The following is a 16,308-nucleotide window of genomic DNA, read 5'->3' on the forward strand; positions in this document are numbered from 1 at the left end:
TATCAACCGACACGACCGCTGAGTCGTTGACACCTCAGCTCGAAAGCGCCTAACATACAACACAACTCGTTGATCATGAACCGGATGGTTCACCGATCCGAATTACACCACCCCATGGGGCACTATCAAACGCTCTTTGTGGACAAGTCACAACACCGGCTGCGGCGAGTGGCGCACGGTTGCATAGTCGTCGTAGCTACCGCGATGGTTGCGTCCGGATGTTCGGCGAGTGAGACAGAACCGCCCTCAGTCCCGGACGTGACAGGCCTGTGGCTCGATGACGCCCACGACACCCTCGACGCTGCTGGGTTCGAGGAGTTCGAGGATCGAGATGCCCTGGGAGAGCGCGTGCCGTGGGTCGACTCGAATTGGGCGGTCGTTCGGCAGGAACCGGCGGCAGATCGCTCGTTGCGTCAGAGCGATTCTGTCATCTTGTACGTTGGCAAGCCCGAAGACGCGGGGATGCGGGAGCTTCTGCCCGCGTCGTCACCGGTGCTGGCCGAGATCGACGAACGGGATCAGCGGGACCAATCCAACGCTTCGACGGCACAGTCCACGAGCGCGACCGCCGCGCCGGCTCCACCGGAAGAACCGACATTCCGATACAGCGGTAAGCCTGATGATGCTGGTCCACCGGCGCTGCCGCCAGTGCCCGATCTCGTGCCGCGACTGCCCGGTACCGCGCGGGTCGAGGTGTCAGGTGCTTGGTCGGGAACATGGGAATCAACATCGGTGAACTGCGCAGCGTACAGACCGGGCGAATCGACGTTTCGGGGATGGGAATATGTGGCCGGGCCGTCGGTCGGGGGTAAGTCTGCACTCGGTATCAAGCTCCACAGCAAGTATGCAGACGGAGCCGATGAAGGGCGTCTGCGCTTCGACCCGGACGTGTCGGCCGCGTTTCGTGATGAAGATTCGCGAACCATTGTATGGGAGGCGAACGGGTCTGGGGTCGACCAACCAGGCGGGGACTACGTACCCCAGGCGGTTGTCGAGGTGTCCCCGGACAGGTCCACAGTCAGTTTCGGTGCTGTGGGCGTCGCCCATTCATCGAGCTTCTTCGCTGACTACAACCAGGTCGGCTGGGTGACCATCACGGGAACGCTCACGTGTGCAGAAGCCCCTCCCGAGGTAGGTGAGTGACGACTTCGGCCGTACGTGCCCCTCAAGGCTCAGGTTCGGAAGGACTCTGCGAAGCAGTGGCCTTCGACTAGGCGATGCCGCCGATCTTCCATTCCCAACCGCCTTGATCGCTGAATGGCACGTATCCGATAGACGTGGTGTCGAGTGGAAGATCCAGCACAACGAAACCCTGGTATTTCGAGGACCTGACCGGATTCGCGGGCAATGCGGCATCTGACTCCGCGCAGTTCAGCGTTGCGTCTGTCATGAGGTTTGACGTGGTAACTCCATTTGCGCGGATCGCGACGAAATCGAAGCTCCGGAGCAGAGTCCCGTAGTCCGCAGCATCGAACTTCTCACTTGTTTGGACCGTGACTGGAAACGCAGAAAGTCGACCATTCTCGGAGGGGAGCTGATCCATGCACCCGGTTGCGTTCGTCGGTTCGTCCAGTGCAAAGAGGACATCGCACAGTGCTGGGTCTTCGCAGCCCATCCCGGCCAATTCGCCCCACTGCTTCTCCAGAGCGTCACGCGAATTCGTCGGTACACCGGTCGCCAGCGTCGGCCCCGCCTGGGTCGACGTCGGTGCGAAAGTTGCCATCGGCCCGGCCGGCGCTGCGGGGTCCGGTGAACCGCAGCCGGCGCATACGGAACTCAACGCAACGAGTACCGATATGCTCCGCACAGCTTTCATCATCCGTGGTTTGTAGCACGGAATACACCCGGCCGCGAAGAGAGTGGGGGCGGGCAGCGGCAAGCCGAGGGGACGGTATCGGTCGTTAAGGACGCGCAATTGCACCGCGTCGGCAGGGGCGGTTGTGTCTTACGGCGGCGGACACCATGTGCATGTGGTGGTCCTACTCTCAATGCCGCACCGCGGTGGATGGCTCACTGGTTGGACCAAAGAGGATGACTGCGTGTGGCATTCGTCAGTTAAGACTGACGAATGCCACCTCGGATTGGGTGAGGCATCCGCGAATTGCTGCAGTGAGTACGACTGTGTCGTCGTAGCAGTCACGCAGCGTCGCACAGCTTCCGCAGTGAATCATCGGGACGGATCTCGAGCAGCGCTGCCAAGGACCGGTAGCGGTTCACGTCGTCGCCGAGCATGCGAATGATGAACTCGCCTTCCTCCGAAGGGAGGGCGAACGTGTGGGGGACGGTGCCGGCTTCTCCGAAGTCTCGGAGTCGGCGTGGCCACCATCTGCGTGCCGACAATTCTGCGGGGTCTCGGTGCATCCGCAGGATCGGCCGTAGCGCCGAGACGATCGGTCCGAGTCGGTAGTTCTCGCCCGACTGCATGACGTATGTGGTGGCCTCTTCCAGCCAAGCCGCACTGGCGTCGTCGGCGCATTCCGGTGCAGGTGCTACCGATCCGTGCCCGAACATGCACGCTGCGAGTGCTTCGATGCCGAATGCTGACAGGGACCGTGCGCTGTTCACCCGTTCGATGAGGTCGTGTTCGTGCAGGATCGCCGTCAGGTGACTGTCGAGCTCTAGGGACCTCTGGTCCGCGGCCTCGCTGACGGTGGCGCGGTATCGCTCGACGAGGGCGATTTCCCGACTACCCAAGTGGGGACCCCGCGTGGAACCGTTCGGGGGCTCTGCTGCGATCTCGTGGCACACCAGATCGCTTCCGCCCGCTCGTGTCACGGCTCGAAGTAGGTCCAGTCGAGTCAAGGCCGTTGAATCGAGCGTGCCCCTTATTCGGGACACTGCTCCCGGTGGAACGTCTGGCCGTGCAAGGTAGGTTGCCACGTCCTCGGCCAACCGTTCCGACGATTGGTTGCTGGTCCAGTAATGCTCGGACCCGCGTGGTTGGACCTGAGCCGACTGCTCCAATTTCCCGTCTCGCCACAGCAAGGTCCACGCCTGGACGTCGGTGATGTCGGTGCGTCCGAGCAGCAGTGTCCACGTGCGGAATTTTGGTGTGCAGGTCTCGAGCATCCACTCCACGACCGGCGGTGCAATCGGGGTTCGTGCTTGGGCCAGCGCCCACAGTAGAGATTCCACCGCTCAAGGATGCCAGCGCATCAAGGCCGAGGCCTGCAGCTGAGGGCATCCGACCCATTCCGATGATGTGATCGAACCACACCGATATCCTCGCCGAGGTGAGCGACTTGACGATCAAAGATGTGGTGGACGCCTACTTCGATGCCGAAAAATACCGGCAGTGGAATGAAGGGATGAGCGGCTACTACAACCTGCAACGTGACATTCTCGTGACGCTGTTCGAGTGCCCGCTGCCACCCCACGATACGAACTCTGGCGCATCGGACGACGACGAACGCGATCGTCGATCAGTTGTCAGGACCGCCCACAACTGCCTGACGCGGGCGAGTACGCCGTTGAGCCCGTTCGGCTGGTATCTCGAAGGAGCGCCGGGACAGTTGGAGGCCCATGTCTTGGCGATGCACCGACGTAAGTTCGATTCCGCTGAAAATGTTGTGCAGGAACACTATCAGAGGATCTTTCGAACTGCACTCGACCTTCTTCATCCCGAGGCATCGAGTCGATCTTTCCCGCGGTCGGTGCTGTTCGAGCGAGGACTACCGTGTGAGAAGCCCGACGAAATGGACTTCTGGTGACGGTGAGGGAAACCAGGAACGCCTTACTTCATTTGCGAGCTCGGTTGGCCGGCGCAGCGGAGTAGGTCAGTGCCCCGGGTGTGCCCGGCGCGAAGTCTGACAGTCATAGACTTCCCATCATGGATGGGCTCGACTTCGGAATGCCGAAGACATACAAGAACCGCAGCGGCAACGACGTCACCGAATGGCCGGATGGCCTCAAGCTCGTTCGCTTCGCCGACGGTCGGGTCAAGGTCGGCCGCCAAGGATCCGTTCTCCGTGGTGGCACACGCGGAGTCACTGCTCAGGAGTTTCGTTCCGGGAGCAACCCCACCGCGCATGTCATTGCTGCGTTCGACAACCCGGAGAACTAGGTCCCGTCGCGCACTCGAGCTGAACGGGCGGGTTCGCTACCGGGGGCGAAAAATTCGATGCGCGGGCCGCGATCATCTGAACCACGTTTCGGGAGCATTTGCCGGTGGCCCGATCTTGCCGTCGTCGAGGATGTACTCGCCGGGGTAGAGGCGGTTGGCAGCGGGACGTTCGCGAGCGGGTATTTTCACCAGAAAGTTGTTCTCGCGCAACCGTGATGGCCTGTAGGTGCCGGCGAACGTGATCATGACCGCGCCGCCGCGACCGGATGGCCCTCCGTCGAGCGATTCTCGTCCGGTGTTGAACGTTTCGGCGATGTCGCGGCCGTCGTTTCCCACGGTGATGCTGCCGTCGTGATGGAGCTCGACGAAGGTGCCGTTGTCTGCGGCCACGGTGGCCGCTGTGGCTTGTCCGCCCTGTGGATCGAGGTCGACGGCGAAGTCGGGAACCTTGCGTGCACCGCTGGGCGGGTCCACGTCGAGTTCTCGGCCGACACCGAGGGTGACGTACTGACCTAACGCGGTGTGCCTGCCTGTGTCTGCGATCTCCCAGAGATGTTTCCTGGAAGCAACTTTGACGCGTCCGTCGAGAAAGATGCTGATCCAGTCGCGTCCGTTGGACAGTACGACGCGTTTGCTGTTGGGTGCCATCGTTACAGGATCGTGCACAGCGCTGCGCTGGGCAATCGCAGGGCTTTTCAGTCGGTGGGCTGACGCCGGATGAAGTCCGACATCCCCGGCACGGTGAACGCGATCCGGCCGTGTTCGGGGGACCAGATCAGGCCTTTGCGGATCAGGGAGTCCCGGACATCGCTGACGCCCGTCGTGCTCACTCCCATCGCCGCGGCGACGACTCCCGAACGCGGTGCGTCGTCTGCGGCGAGCGCTATGGCACGCATGTAGCGACGCTCTCTGTCGGAGGGGCGATTCCATCGTGAGGGGAAGAACCCCTCGTCCAGTGCTCGTTGTCCTTCCTCGACCGCGAGGTGGGCATCGTCCTCGTCAAACACTGATGTGGCAGCAACGTTCCAGACGGCTTTGCCGTATTCCTGCAGGAAGTACGGGTACCCGCCGCTGGCCTCGACGAGAAGGGCCAGGGCGTCGGGGGTGAAGGACCCGCCGTGCTGGTTGACCGGGATCTCCAGAGCTTCGGCAGCATCGGCCGGCGCGAGGGGACCGATGGTGCTGTAGGCGAACTGCCGCTCGGCGTAGGACCGGTTGTCGGCGAGGACAGACGGAAGGTTGGGCAGGCCCGCGCCGATGACGAAGAACGGCCACTCCCGCTGGCTGGCCCGATGCTGCACGGACAGCAATGCGCCGAGGAGGTCGGAGTCCAGGTCCTGCATCTCGTCGATGAACAGCCCGAACGCGGTGCCCTTCTTCTTCATCGCGGCGCTGATCGCCTCGACGAGTTCTTCGAGGTCGAGGTCGATGTCTCCGCTGGCGGCACCGTGATCGAGTGACAATTCGACTTTGGCCGGTCCGACCCCGACGCCGAGGGTGAACCCACGGGCGAGGGAGATCAGGTCGTCGAGCGCCTTCTGCATCTGGTGTTTGCGGCTGAACCGGCGCAGGCCGGCGGCGAGTTCGGCACCGAGCTTGGCGCGCACGGCGCTGACGCCGGACTCGTTGGGCCGCGCCTCGAGACCGATCGTCAACCAACCTTGACGCTCGGCGTGTTCCGACAAGTTGTTGAGCAGCGTGGTCTTTCCGACTCCGCGTAGGCCGGACAGGATCATGCCTCGGTCGTAGTTGCGGTTCTTGCTCCGGGCCACCAGTAGGTCGAACTCTTCTCGTTGGCGGGTGCGTCCTTCGAGTGCGGGTGGGCGCAGGCCCGATCCAGGCTTGAACGGGTTCAGAGCTGGGTCCATATGGAGAACTATAGCAATTTATGGTGAAGTGCCCATAAATACTAATAGATACCCATAGATTGCGAGCTCCGAATGGGCCGGCCTCGTCACTTCAGGGCTTGAGTCAGCCGAAGGTAGGTAGCACTTACCGTACTTATCGCGCTCAGGCGTTGACACTGGTGGCTTTTTTGTGTGATCCTTCTTGCGAGCAGCCGGAGGGGCTGCCGCACGAATGGCAGGAGAATGCAATGGCAGTGTTGGTCAATACTTCCCGGACAGTCGGTCCCGATATGAGCGAGGCAGACAAGGCCCACTACACCGTGGGAATCTGGCCGTTCCATCGCAGTCAGACGATCGCAGACATCGAGTCGTACGCGGACATCATCATCGGTGTCACGAGCGGAATCATCACGGTCGTCAAGGCCGTCTCGAAAGTCGTGCCGTCGACCGCTGACTCGAACCGGTGGGAAGTCCTCACCGAGGACGACGCCACGCTCGACGAGCGGGCCCGGGGTCTGCTGGGGCAGCGTCTGTCACCGGATTTCGCGTGGAAGCCCGGACAGGGCTGGCCGGTCAAGCTTTTCGATACCGACACGATTCTCGAAGCCCACCGGGCGGGACCTCCGGAGGTCAGCCTCGGGGGATACAGGTTGAGCGTCGACGCGGACGGCATCGCTCATCTGCACATGCCGCGAGGTGGCGACGTCCATATCCACGCAGGTGCGTGAGATGGCAGCGCTGCGGCGATCGCCGGTCCAACGAATGGTCTTCGAAGTCGACGACACCGATCCGATGTACATGCGGTGTGTGGGGGTCTACGCAGAAGACACTGCACTCGAGCGAGCGGCAGAGATGAACCACGCAAAATCTGCTGTAGGTGGGCGCGGGCTGAGGGTTGTCGTATCGGACGCACTACCGCTGGTCGCCGTCTGCGGGTTCGAGCTGACCGTCAACGACGGACACGCTCATCTCTACCCACCACCGCACACGACCGTCATTGTCCACCCACACAGCTGAGCAGCATTGTGCAAGAGGTATTTACATGATCTGTGGTGGCAGTACGGCATGGTTCCAGATCTGCCATGGCCGTCCTCGGATTCCTCGGCGGAACGCCGACCAGTAGATCCATAAGGCAGCGAAGCAGTGCGGATCTTTCGAGCAGATGCCCACAGCGGTGTCTGCGACACGCTCGCCAGCACGTCCTGTGTTCGCAAGGTGGCCGGGTGGATGATCAGACGATGGCGACCGTACTCGACAGTGCCGGGCTGGACCGGCTCACTGCTGCAGTCCTGGGGTTGAACCCGCGCCCCCGCGAACGACGCTGGGTCAGCCTGAGCTTTGCGATCGTCGACGCAGTCTGGAGTATCGGCGCGACCTACGCCACCACCGTCGTGCCCTTGGTCAACCGCGTGGCAGCGGACTTCGGAGTCACGAAGGCCTCGGTGCCGAACTCGTCGCCGCCGATGCCGGATCCCGTTCCGCTGGAGGTCTTTCGCTCCCGATTCGATGTCGACTCGCTCACCGCTCGCACCAATCGCCAGCGGACCTCTACCCGCGGCGGCACCAGCAAAGCCCACGCCGTGCTCGACCACGTCGACATCTTCCGCGCCGCAGGCATCGACACCCTCGACCAAGCTCGCGCGACCATGAGCGATGGACCGGCATTCGAGCGCCTCGACACCGCGCTGCAGGCCGTACCCGGAGAAGGCGGATACGGGGTGCGCCGCGGATACCTGTGGATGCTGATCGGCGACGACGACCGCATCAAGCCCGACCGCATGGTGCTGCGGTGGCTGCGCCACCACGGTGTGACCGCATCACCGGTCAGCGCTACCGCGATCGTCCACGAACTGGTCGCCCGTATCAACGACATTCCCGGCGGGCGGCGCACCACCGCATGGGAAGTCGACCACGTGATGTGGCAGGCCGGCCGCGACCTGCCCGCATGACCGGCGAGAACGCGGTGGCCACCGGAACGCCCGAACCGCCGCAGAAAGCAGACATCCTCGCCCGGGCCTGCGCGGCTCTCAGCAGTGGAGACGCCGACGCCGCCAAGGCCATCATCGACACCGACTACCCACTGGTCATCGGCGCAGCCGCGCAACGCCGATACACGCTCACCGAGATGCTGCGTACCTTCTACCGCGACGGCTTTCTCGACCGCTACTCCGGCGACCGGTTGATCCATCCTGGAGCGCTCCGCACCCTGTCGATGCTGCTGCCCGAGGAATTTCCCGCGCACCCCAACGGGAAGATGACCGAGACCCACTTCGCGCTGTGGGAGCTGTTCCCGACCATCGACCACGTCGAGCCGGTCGCTCGCGGGGGAGCAGACGAGGCCTCGAACTGGGTCACGACCTCGATGCTGCGCAACTCCGCGAAAGCGCACTGGAGATTGCATGAGCTGGGATGGACCCTGCACCCGCCGGGCGATGCGCAGCACTGGGACGGATTGTCGGTCTGGTTCACCGACTACCTCACCGAGCATCCAGCTCTGGCATCGTCCTCGAGCTACCTGAGCCGGTGGCTGCGCGCCACCCACACGGTCCGAGCCGAACGCGCCTGAACTGTGAGACATGTCGGACGTAGTAGGCCAGGGGAGTGCTAGGCCGGCCCTGAAGGGCTCGACCGATAAGCAGCCCTTATGTCAGGCCGGCCAGGAGCCTATTCGCACGCTCGGTATCGGACGATCGTTATGTAACAACAGGATTCGCCGGTGTTATTGCCGTCCAGCAGACCAGATAGATGTCGTTGGAGTCGATCACCGGGAGCACCGGCGGCGCGGGAGGTGGAGTCAGCCCGCGAAGATCGGCCAAGTCCCGCAGCGCAAGAACTCTGTCGCGGTCCGATACGCCCGGCATGGTCAGCTCGCGGCGAATCTCGCGTTGAATACGCAGCGCATACGGTGCATTGAGCCTGGTCGCCAGCGAATCCTGCAGATCGCCGAGAAAGCTGCCGTGATCGCGAACCAGAGCTGTCGCATCGCGCATCACCCGCGGTATCTCAGCTGCGAGATTCGCAGGGTCGGTTTGATACATCCACTGCGTATGGATGTGCTGCTGCGCTACCGCCCACGCGGCGAACGCTGCCTCGTACATGGTTTCGCCCAGGATCACCGGCGTCGTCTCGACCTGCGGGTCGGCGTGCGCCAGGCACGACAGTGTGTCCTCGACAACGACGGGATCGTCGCCGACAGTCTGCACGGTCAAGTCCGCATTCAGGGGGACATATCGATACCAGGGCTTCGCGTGGTCACCGATGCGCGCGCAGAACACGAAACCAGGATCGGCTCCCGCTCGCGCGAAGCCGGTGCCCGAGCCCCACGGCAGGGCGAGGACGCGATGCTTGGTGTTCGTGTCACGGAACGCATTGGCCAGTCGCCTGCGGTATTCCTCTCCGGAGAGAGTGGCATTGCCGTCATCGTTGAACAGCGCCGCTTCTTCCCGCCGGATCTGCTCGATGCGCTCTCGTGTGTCGGTGATGCTGCGATCGACCGGGGCGACGCCGGGGAGGACTTCACCGACACCGATGGACGCCGCCGCTTGTTTGAGCTTGCGTTGAAGCCGTTCTTCCAATCGCAGCAGCCTGTCGAGGTCGACGTCAGGGAAGAAGCACCGCATGAACACTTCCGTGTGTGGTGATCCGATGCGGTCGATGCGGCCATGGCGCTGCACCAAACGCATCGGGTTCCAGGGCAGGTCGTAGTTGATGATGTGCCGTGCCTGTTGCAGGTTGACGCCTTCGGCGAGAACGTCGGTGGTCACGATGAGGTCGTACTTGTCTTCTTCCACGCCGGTCCCGGCGGTGAGCGGTGCGAAACCGATGATGACGTCGGACCGGTTGATCTTGTCCGGCCCGCTCACGGTGACCGCGCGTCCCTGGTACACCGCAAGCCGCGGATCGGTTTGTATCGCACCCACCAAGGCAGTCTCGAGATATCGCGCGGTGTCCGCGAAGTACGTGAACACCAGAACCTTGCGCTTGTTGCGGGTGTCCTGCTCACCGATGCCCTCGGCCGCGGCGTCGTGGGCGATGGCGGCGAGTTCCTCGACGAGGGCCTTGATCTTGGGATCTGTGCCCGAATGGACCGTGCGTACCCGGAGCTCGAATGCCTTGAGCAGGTCGCGGTCCGCTCGCACGGCGTCGGTGAGTGCCGCGACGTCGTAGTCGGCGGCAGGAGCGACACCGTCCAGATCGTCCAGGGAGTCCATCCACTCGTCGACGTCCTCGACGTTGGTCGTCGCCCACTCCCGCAGGGTGTCGCCGGTCAGGACGAGGCCGGCGTCCAGTGCAGCGAGAAACTGATCGTGGGAGCCGATCATCTTGCCGACAGTGCGCTCGAACGCAAACGACGATGACTCGAATCGCTTGAGCAGACCCGACCGGAGCAGTCCCGCATTCTGAGCCTCGTACTGCTCGGTGTCGCCGTCCTTGCGAAATCGGGAAGGCACGTACCGCGCCATTGTCAGCACCGCGCCGGGGTCGTCGAGGATCACACCGGCGGCGAGGGCATCGGAATCGGGGTCATCCTGCACGTTCGCGCCGAGCGCGATCGCGAGGTCGTCGAACACTCCGGGCAGTACTTCGTTGAGGTTGTAGTCGACCTTGACCACCCGGCAGGTTGGGAACGTGATCTCCTTCTCGATACCGTTGATGACGATCTTGTCCCCGACGTAGTGGTTCTTGACGAACCGACGGGTGCGGCGAACGGCCACTTCGTCGAGAACGTCGAAAAGATGCTCGGGGGAGAGATCATCGGGATTCATCGCGATTGCACGCTGGAAGTACGCGCGAAGCGACGGGATACCGACATCGCCGAACGCAGCATCGTTCGGCGCGAAATACGTGATCAAGTTGTACAGATCTTCGAGACTGTTGTTGACCGGCGTCGCAGTCAGTTCGACGAGATCCTTCGGATTGGGCCCGGACAGCAACTGCCGTATCGCATCTGCGCGTAGCGTCTTGTCATTGCGGAGCGCGTGGGCCTCGTCGACGACCACCATGGCGTATTCGTCGAGCGCTTGCAGCCTCGCTGTTCGCGCACCTGCATCTTCGATGTCCACGACCAGCTGCTCGAACGACAGGACGTCGGCCCGCAGATTCTTCTCCCGCAGGAACGGTGTCCACGTCGAATCACGCAAGGTGGCCGGGCAGATTATCAGTACCTTCTGGCGACGGTCGAACACGGCTTCGTGAATCAGTTCGCCGGCGAGAAAGGTCTTACCGAGTCCGACTTCGTCGGCGATTAGGACCCCTTTACGCCGTGCGAGGATGCGGCGGGCGCGCCAGACGCCGTCTGCCTGAAAGGCCGTCAACCCCAGTCGGGAGGAGATGGCAGTTTCGTCGTCGAGGTCAGCGCCGTAGAGCTCGAACAGCATTCGGAGGAATACATCCCATGGTTGGTGCTGTGACCAGCGAGCCTCGAACAGTGCCGCCAGATCGTAGGGTGCCGATGCCTCCCATTGTTCGTTGAACCAGTCCAGTACCTGGTTGACGGTGTGGGGGTCGTACTTGCCGAGGTTGAGTTCCTTGTTCTTGGCGAGACCGGCGTAAGTGAAGTTCGACGATCCGGCGATGACGGCTGTCGCATCTGTTTCGACGATGAAGGCTTTGCCGTGCAGAAAACCCTGCTCGTAGCGGCGAACCTGAACGGACGGATTGTCTTTCAACCATCGAACGAGTCGGCGGGCTTGCTGGTCGGATTCTCGTGTGAACCCCAGGAGGTCGCGGTCCTCTTCCAACGAGCGACGGTGGCCCTCAAGCGCACGCTGTATTTCAGGCGATGGACCGCGGCGACGACGGCGCTCGGCAAGGACGCGTATACGTGGGCGGTCTTCGGCCTCTGTGGGTTCGGCACCGAGCAGGAGCCTCACCCCACCGGTTTGCTCGAGCTCTTCGGCCAGGAGGTTGAATCCGCCGGGGTTGAAATAAGCCGTAGCGATGGCCAAGGCAGGGGGAACGACAAGACGGGTACGAAGGCCTCCCAAGAGGCTGTTAATCGCGTCCGCGACCCGTTCGATCCCTTCCCTGTTGGTGCTGAACTCCGCACGATACGTCGCATTCGGTCCGTCGTTGATCACTTTGTCACCTTGGCCTTCCATGAATCGAAATGACTCAAAACCGCGGTCAAGCGCGGTTGGTAGTTCCATCCTCGGTGGAAGGTTTCGAAGACATGCACGACCTCGTCGCGGTCGAGGTCGTACAACAGGCTGACCAGCGCATCGAGTTCGGCAATCAGGTCAGACTTCATCGTCTCGTCTGCGACGGAACCGGTTTTGACCCCGACTTCATCGGCCCACTTACGGTAGCGCTCATCAGTAGCTGCCAGCCGTCCGGCAATTTCGACTACCTGCTTTCGCAAAACACTGTCAGGGTCTGGCCGTGGGACAGGAAGACCATTGAGAATGTGGAAATTCATGCTGAGCTCAACGACCGTACGCGCGATCCAGTCCAGCGGAATGCTGCACAGGACACCGAGGAGATACGCTTCGTCTCGGCTATCTCCTGACGGAAACAAAAAGTACGGCGCTTTATTAGTGGCAACCCGCCCGGCGGGAACCAATACAGCGCGCATCGTCCGGGTATCGGTCGATCGCGATATATCCCTGAACATGATGCGAGTATTCAGGCACGGCAGAGTGGTCTCATCTTCAATTTGGGATTGAGAGAATTCGGAGAACGCGGACCTTTTCAGTCGTGCCTGTCGGTGCCGGCGAGATTGGAGCTCGGCCTGTGCATGTTTGGGGTCCGCCCATCCGTAGTAAGTTCCGGTGTCGGGTTGCCATATGTCGAAAGAAGCACCTTTGAAAACCGGCCATCCGACTGCCTTGGATAGATCTGTCGAAAAATGCTTCTTGTCGTTTGTCGCGTCGAATTCACGTTGAGGACGTGCCCTCCACGATCCTGAACGGACGTCGAGCCGCGGGTGTGACCGCATCTTGATGAAGATCGACAGCGCCGCAGCGTCTGGAATTGCAGGGAAAGCTGCGCCGTCGGACCATCCCCGAAAGTCTTCCGTCGATACTTCCGCACTCCCCAATCCAACTTTCTGTCGATACTCGGAAAGTGAGGCGAACGGCCCGCGAAGCTTAAGCGCACCGGAGTATTGCTGGCCCTTTCTGATCGTCACCAGGCCAACCGTGTAGCGGTGCTCCATGTCATCGAATACCCATCCTTTAGTGTTGACCAGAAGGGTCACGTCGGAGAAAGTGCCGTTCGTTAAAATATCTTCACGCCACTCGGCACTGCCCGCAGCGCTGAGAGCGCTTCGCGGTAGGACAACCCCGATCGCACCGTCTTGGCGAAGTGCCTGCCAGAATCTCCAGGTAAACGCCTTGTACAGGTCTGGATCGCCCGTGCCCATCCCCGGAAACGGGCCCTTGAGAAGAGCGCCGCGCAGCAGACCGGCCTCAATAATTGCTGCCTCGTACTCGGAGACGAGGTCCGTGCGCGTTTCTTCGAGTTCTGTAATCCGCTCCTTCTGCGCTTTATCTTTCAAACTCTTCAAACCAGGGAAGCGAAGTGCCCACCATCCCAGTTTTTCTACGGTGGTTTCTTCCCACGGGGGGTTGCCAAGGAGAACGTCGAAGCCGGGTCGTTCGCGGAGAAATACCTCAGGGAAGAGGACGGGAAAATGCGCTGCTTGAAGATGCCTGATCTGTTGCTGCACGTCACTTTTCTTTGCGGCGCGGATCGCAGAGTCCGGGGTCGCGACCCGACTGATCAATCCCAGCCTGGTGGCAATAGCGGCGTCGAAGATCGCCGAGACGCCGTGTGCGTCCTTCCGTGCCTGAGCATGTGCTTTGGTAGCTTCTCGGACTTCCTTCTTGGTTGCTTCGGATGTCCTGGCGACCCTCAGTAGTCGTTCGCGCGCGGTGTTCAGTTCTTCGAGGATCTGGTCTTCGAAGATGCTGATTGTGCCGTCGCTTGCGTCGGGGTCGAGGATGTCCAACACTTCCTCGACGGTGGCGATTCCGGTCAAGCTATTGCCCACGACCAATCCGTGCGACAGTGAGCTCATTGGGAGTCCTGGCACGAATGTGTGGATCCAAATAGCGAGGCGCGCCAGCTCGACGGCAATGAGATTCAAGTCCAAGCCGTAGATGCATCGCCGCGCGATTTGCCGGCGCAAGACCGCGCGGGATTCTAGCTCGATGTCGAGTGATTCCGGCCCCAGCGTCTCTTGGGCGGTAACGGTCAGCCGGCGTAGTTCCTCCGTCACCTCTGGTATCGGGTGATTCGCAAGAAACGTCGCGAACCGGTTTTCGATGCGGTCTATTGCTGCTACCAGGAAGTGTCCGGATCCCATCGCGAGGTCGGCTACGCGGAAATCAAAGAACTTGTCGGCGGCCCGAGCGCCGTCACCTTGCTCAAGCAGGAGCGCAATGGCCTCAAGATGCGCAGTGAGGGCTGGTTCGAGAGATGCGTCGAGCAGGTGCTCGACGGCGAACGCTTTGGTGAAGTAGGAGCCGGACGCTTTTCGTGAGCCGGAGGCATTGTGGAAGTACACCTGGCCCGATGGGATCTCGACCATGTCCGAGGACTTCGCAGGTAGATAGGCACCCGTCTTGGGGTCGACTGTCAGATCATGCGGCGCGACACTCAATGATGATTCGAGAAGGCCTTCATAGATCGTGCCGAACTCGCGTACAGACAATGATCGAAAGTCGACGGGACCGAACGTTCCGTCTTCTCCGGTGTCTACGACGAGCGCTTTGAGAGCTGGGCCGATCTCGTCGTTGGTCAGTCGCATCGCGGCTATGGCCTTGCCCGATGGGTGCACCTCGTCACTTGCGAAGAGACCACCGTTGTATGCCGGCACACCCCACTCTTTGTTTCCGTCGTCGACCGCGCGCCAGATCGCCAGGAGGTCGTCCCACCGGTCGGTGGCCGCCGGGTCGAACGTCATGTCTGGGTTCTCGGCCAGTTCGCGTGCGGTGGTCTTAAGGGCTTTCTTGGTGTATCGAGGGTTGCGTTGGTAGGGGAGCAGGCCACGGTCTTCTGCGTAGGAGACGAAGAGAAGTCGGAACAAGATGATCAGGGTTTGGTGGTAGGCCTCCCCGAGATCAGCCTCCGATGTGGCACCCATCCGGTTCGCGACAGCCACTGCCAGTTGAGGGACCACGTCGACGTAGACCCGGTCGCGGAGCCGCTTTCCGAGTGCGGCGGCGTGATCGGACGAGGCGTCGAGTATCGCGGAGACGCTGCCGTTGGAGCTCAGTGCATTGGACGAAAAGAGTAAAGGAAGGTATGCCGCATCGCTGTCGGCGAGCAACGCCAAGTCCAGTTCCGTGAATGTCTCTGCCTGACCCTTCCGCCCGACGCCGACGTCGGGTTTGGCGGGATAGAGCCGAATCTGTGTCCCTCTGGTGATGACCAGCCAAGGCAAGCCTTGTTGTTGGGCAATAGCCAGACCTTGCGCGACCGGCGATACTGCGCCAAAGCGAGCTGTTGGACGATCAAATACCTCGTGGTCATCGAGCAGAACGGCTACTGCGCGGTGGGTATCGTTCGACATCAGGATCAGCGCAACAGATCCGTGGGGCGTCGCCTTGTATCCCAGGCCGCGAATCAGATCGGTTCCGCGCTGCCGCAGTAGTGCGCTTCCCTTGTCGCGTTCACTCTGCCAATCCGGTCGTGTAGGAACACCTGCCCTCAGTTCGTGAGAGGCGAATAATCCAGCGTTGGTAAGGCCGGCAACCAGTTGATCTTTTTGTCCGATCAGCAGCCGATGGAAGGCGCGTTCAGCGTTGGCCTGGTCTGGCGCAGAGAGCGCGGCCGCGCAAATCCTCTCGACCTGCGATAGGTCTAAGTCAGTCAAGACGACAGGGTCGTCCTTAGTGCCACACACAGCAGCTTTGTAAGTTCCGTCGACAACGTAAGCAACAACGAGAACGACCGGCGCTGCCCGACGTCCCCATCTGATGGACCACAACCGACGAACCTCGTCGACTTTGGGTCTAATCGCCGCAGAGGCCACCGCGATTTCCAATGCGTCGATGCCGTCCGCGATGAGCACTCTGTCAGTAACGAGCGACACCGGGGCACCGGTTGGCTTCGTCCACGGGATTTCACGGACATCCGCGTCACCGAGGAACTGCTCGAAGTCGCTCACTAAGCCTCCGTGGGGGTTACTTCAATCACGAGATCAACGTTGTCGACCCTAGTTTGCGGAGGTCGAACGAAGAGTGATCGGCCCATATGCAGCGTGGCCGACAGGCCATACTGGTGCTCATCACAGCTGACATCTCGTGATGTGCAGCATCCCAACGGCCGCAGAAGTGGCCCAGAGAGAACGGTAAAAATTGGGCGAGTGGAGGACGGTCACGCGGACTCGCTACCTGGATTCACGTTCTTCCCGTACGAGGCCGGGTCCAGATCGAGCGGTCCGTGGCGGGT

Annotated in this window: 14 protein-coding genes; 8 read left to right on the forward strand and 6 right to left on the reverse strand. The window is 61.7% G+C overall.

The genetic code is table 11. The annotated features are described in order from the left end of the window. The first annotated feature begins 204 nt into the window (after window positions 1–204). Window positions 205–1,143, forward strand: coding sequence for a PASTA domain-containing protein (locus tag MTX34_RS26185; RefSeq protein WP_374640297.1), 939 nt, complete (start codon window positions 205–207; stop codon window positions 1,141–1,143). Between the two features lie 67 nt (window positions 1,144–1,210). On the opposite strand, the gene MTX34_RS22060 is transcribed toward MTX34_RS26185, so the two are convergent. Continuing rightward, a complete protein-coding gene (locus MTX34_RS22060; RefSeq protein WP_243610826.1) occupies window positions 1,211–1,543 on the reverse strand; it encodes a hypothetical protein in 333 nt (110 codons plus the stop codon). 593 nt (window positions 1,544–2,136) lie between these two features. Then, window positions 2,137–3,135: a hypothetical protein gene (locus MTX34_RS22065; RefSeq protein WP_243610827.1), complete on the reverse strand. Its 999-nt coding sequence runs from the start codon at window positions 3,133–3,135 to the stop codon at window positions 2,137–2,139. A 98-nt stretch (window positions 3,136–3,233) separates the two neighbouring features. Here MTX34_RS22065 and MTX34_RS22070 point away from each other — a divergent pair, with 98 nt between their 5' ends. Both MTX34_RS22070 and MTX34_RS22075 read left to right on the forward strand, forming a co-directional pair. Further along, entirely contained in the window at window positions 3,234–3,710 is a 477-nt protein-coding gene (locus tag MTX34_RS22070) for a hypothetical protein (protein ID WP_243610828.1), read from the forward strand. Between the two features lie 119 nt (window positions 3,711–3,829). Further along, a complete protein-coding gene (locus MTX34_RS22075; RefSeq protein ID WP_243610829.1) occupies window positions 3,830–4,063 on the forward strand; it encodes a hypothetical protein in 234 nt (77 codons plus the stop codon). A 72-nt stretch (window positions 4,064–4,135) separates the two neighbouring features. On the opposite strand, the gene MTX34_RS22080 is transcribed toward MTX34_RS22075, so the two are convergent. Both MTX34_RS22080 and MTX34_RS22085 read right to left on the reverse strand, forming a co-directional pair. After that, complete coding sequence (locus MTX34_RS22080) at window positions 4,136–4,711, reverse strand: hypothetical protein (RefSeq protein WP_243610830.1); 576 nt, start codon at window positions 4,709–4,711, stop codon at window positions 4,136–4,138. A 47-nt stretch (window positions 4,712–4,758) separates the two neighbouring features. After that, the gene (locus MTX34_RS22085; RefSeq protein ID WP_243610831.1) at window positions 4,759–5,931 is read right to left on the reverse strand and encodes an ATP-binding protein; all 1,173 of its coding nucleotides are present in this window, start codon (window positions 5,929–5,931) and stop codon (window positions 4,759–4,761) included. 227 nt (window positions 5,932–6,158) lie between these two features. On the opposite strand from MTX34_RS22085, the gene MTX34_RS22090 reads away from it, so the two are divergent. From MTX34_RS22090 to MTX34_RS22105, 4 genes are all read left to right on the forward strand, one after another. Next, window positions 6,159–6,638 carry a hypothetical protein gene (locus MTX34_RS22090; RefSeq protein ID WP_243610832.1) on the forward strand — a complete coding sequence of 160 codons (480 nt, stop codon included), beginning with the start codon at window positions 6,159–6,161 and terminating at the stop codon, window positions 6,636–6,638. A gap of 1 nt (window position 6,639) precedes the next feature. Beyond that, window positions 6,640–6,927: a hypothetical protein gene (locus MTX34_RS22095; RefSeq protein ID WP_243610833.1), complete on the forward strand. Its 288-nt coding sequence runs from the start codon at window positions 6,640–6,642 to the stop codon at window positions 6,925–6,927. A gap of 206 nt (window positions 6,928–7,133) precedes the next feature. Beyond that, complete coding sequence (locus MTX34_RS22100) at window positions 7,134–7,859, forward strand: hypothetical protein (RefSeq protein WP_243610834.1); 726 nt, start codon at window positions 7,134–7,136, stop codon at window positions 7,857–7,859. Beyond that, entirely contained in the window at window positions 7,856–8,476 is a 621-nt protein-coding gene (locus MTX34_RS22105; RefSeq protein ID WP_243610835.1) for an HNH endonuclease, read from the forward strand. Before MTX34_RS22100 ends, MTX34_RS22105 begins: the two co-directional genes overlap by 4 nt. Window positions 8,477–8,603: 127 nt before the next feature. On the opposite strand, the gene MTX34_RS22110 is transcribed toward MTX34_RS22105, so the two are convergent. After that, a complete protein-coding gene (locus MTX34_RS22110; RefSeq protein ID WP_374640271.1) occupies window positions 8,604–11,651 on the reverse strand; it encodes an SNF2-related protein in 3,048 nt (1,015 codons plus the stop codon). 9 nt (window positions 11,652–11,660) lie between these two features. On the opposite strand from MTX34_RS22110, the gene MTX34_RS26190 reads away from it, so the two are divergent. Further along, window positions 11,661–12,023 carry a hypothetical protein gene (locus MTX34_RS26190; protein WP_374640273.1) on the forward strand — a complete coding sequence of 121 codons (363 nt, stop codon included), beginning with the start codon at window positions 11,661–11,663 and terminating at the stop codon, window positions 12,021–12,023. Here MTX34_RS26190 and MTX34_RS22115 read toward each other — a convergent pair. Then, window positions 11,987–16,024, reverse strand: a complete 4,038-nt coding sequence (locus MTX34_RS22115) for an Eco57I restriction-modification methylase domain-containing protein (RefSeq protein WP_206509834.1) — start codon at window positions 16,022–16,024, stop codon at window positions 11,987–11,989. The genes MTX34_RS26190 and MTX34_RS22115 overlap by 37 nt on opposite strands. Window positions 16,025–16,308: the final 284 nt, after the last annotated feature.

This window comes from Rhodococcus sp. ARC_M5, from assembly GCF_022810405.1.
GTDB lineage: Bacteria > Actinomycetota > Actinomycetes > Mycobacteriales > Mycobacteriaceae > Rhodococcoides > Rhodococcoides navarretei.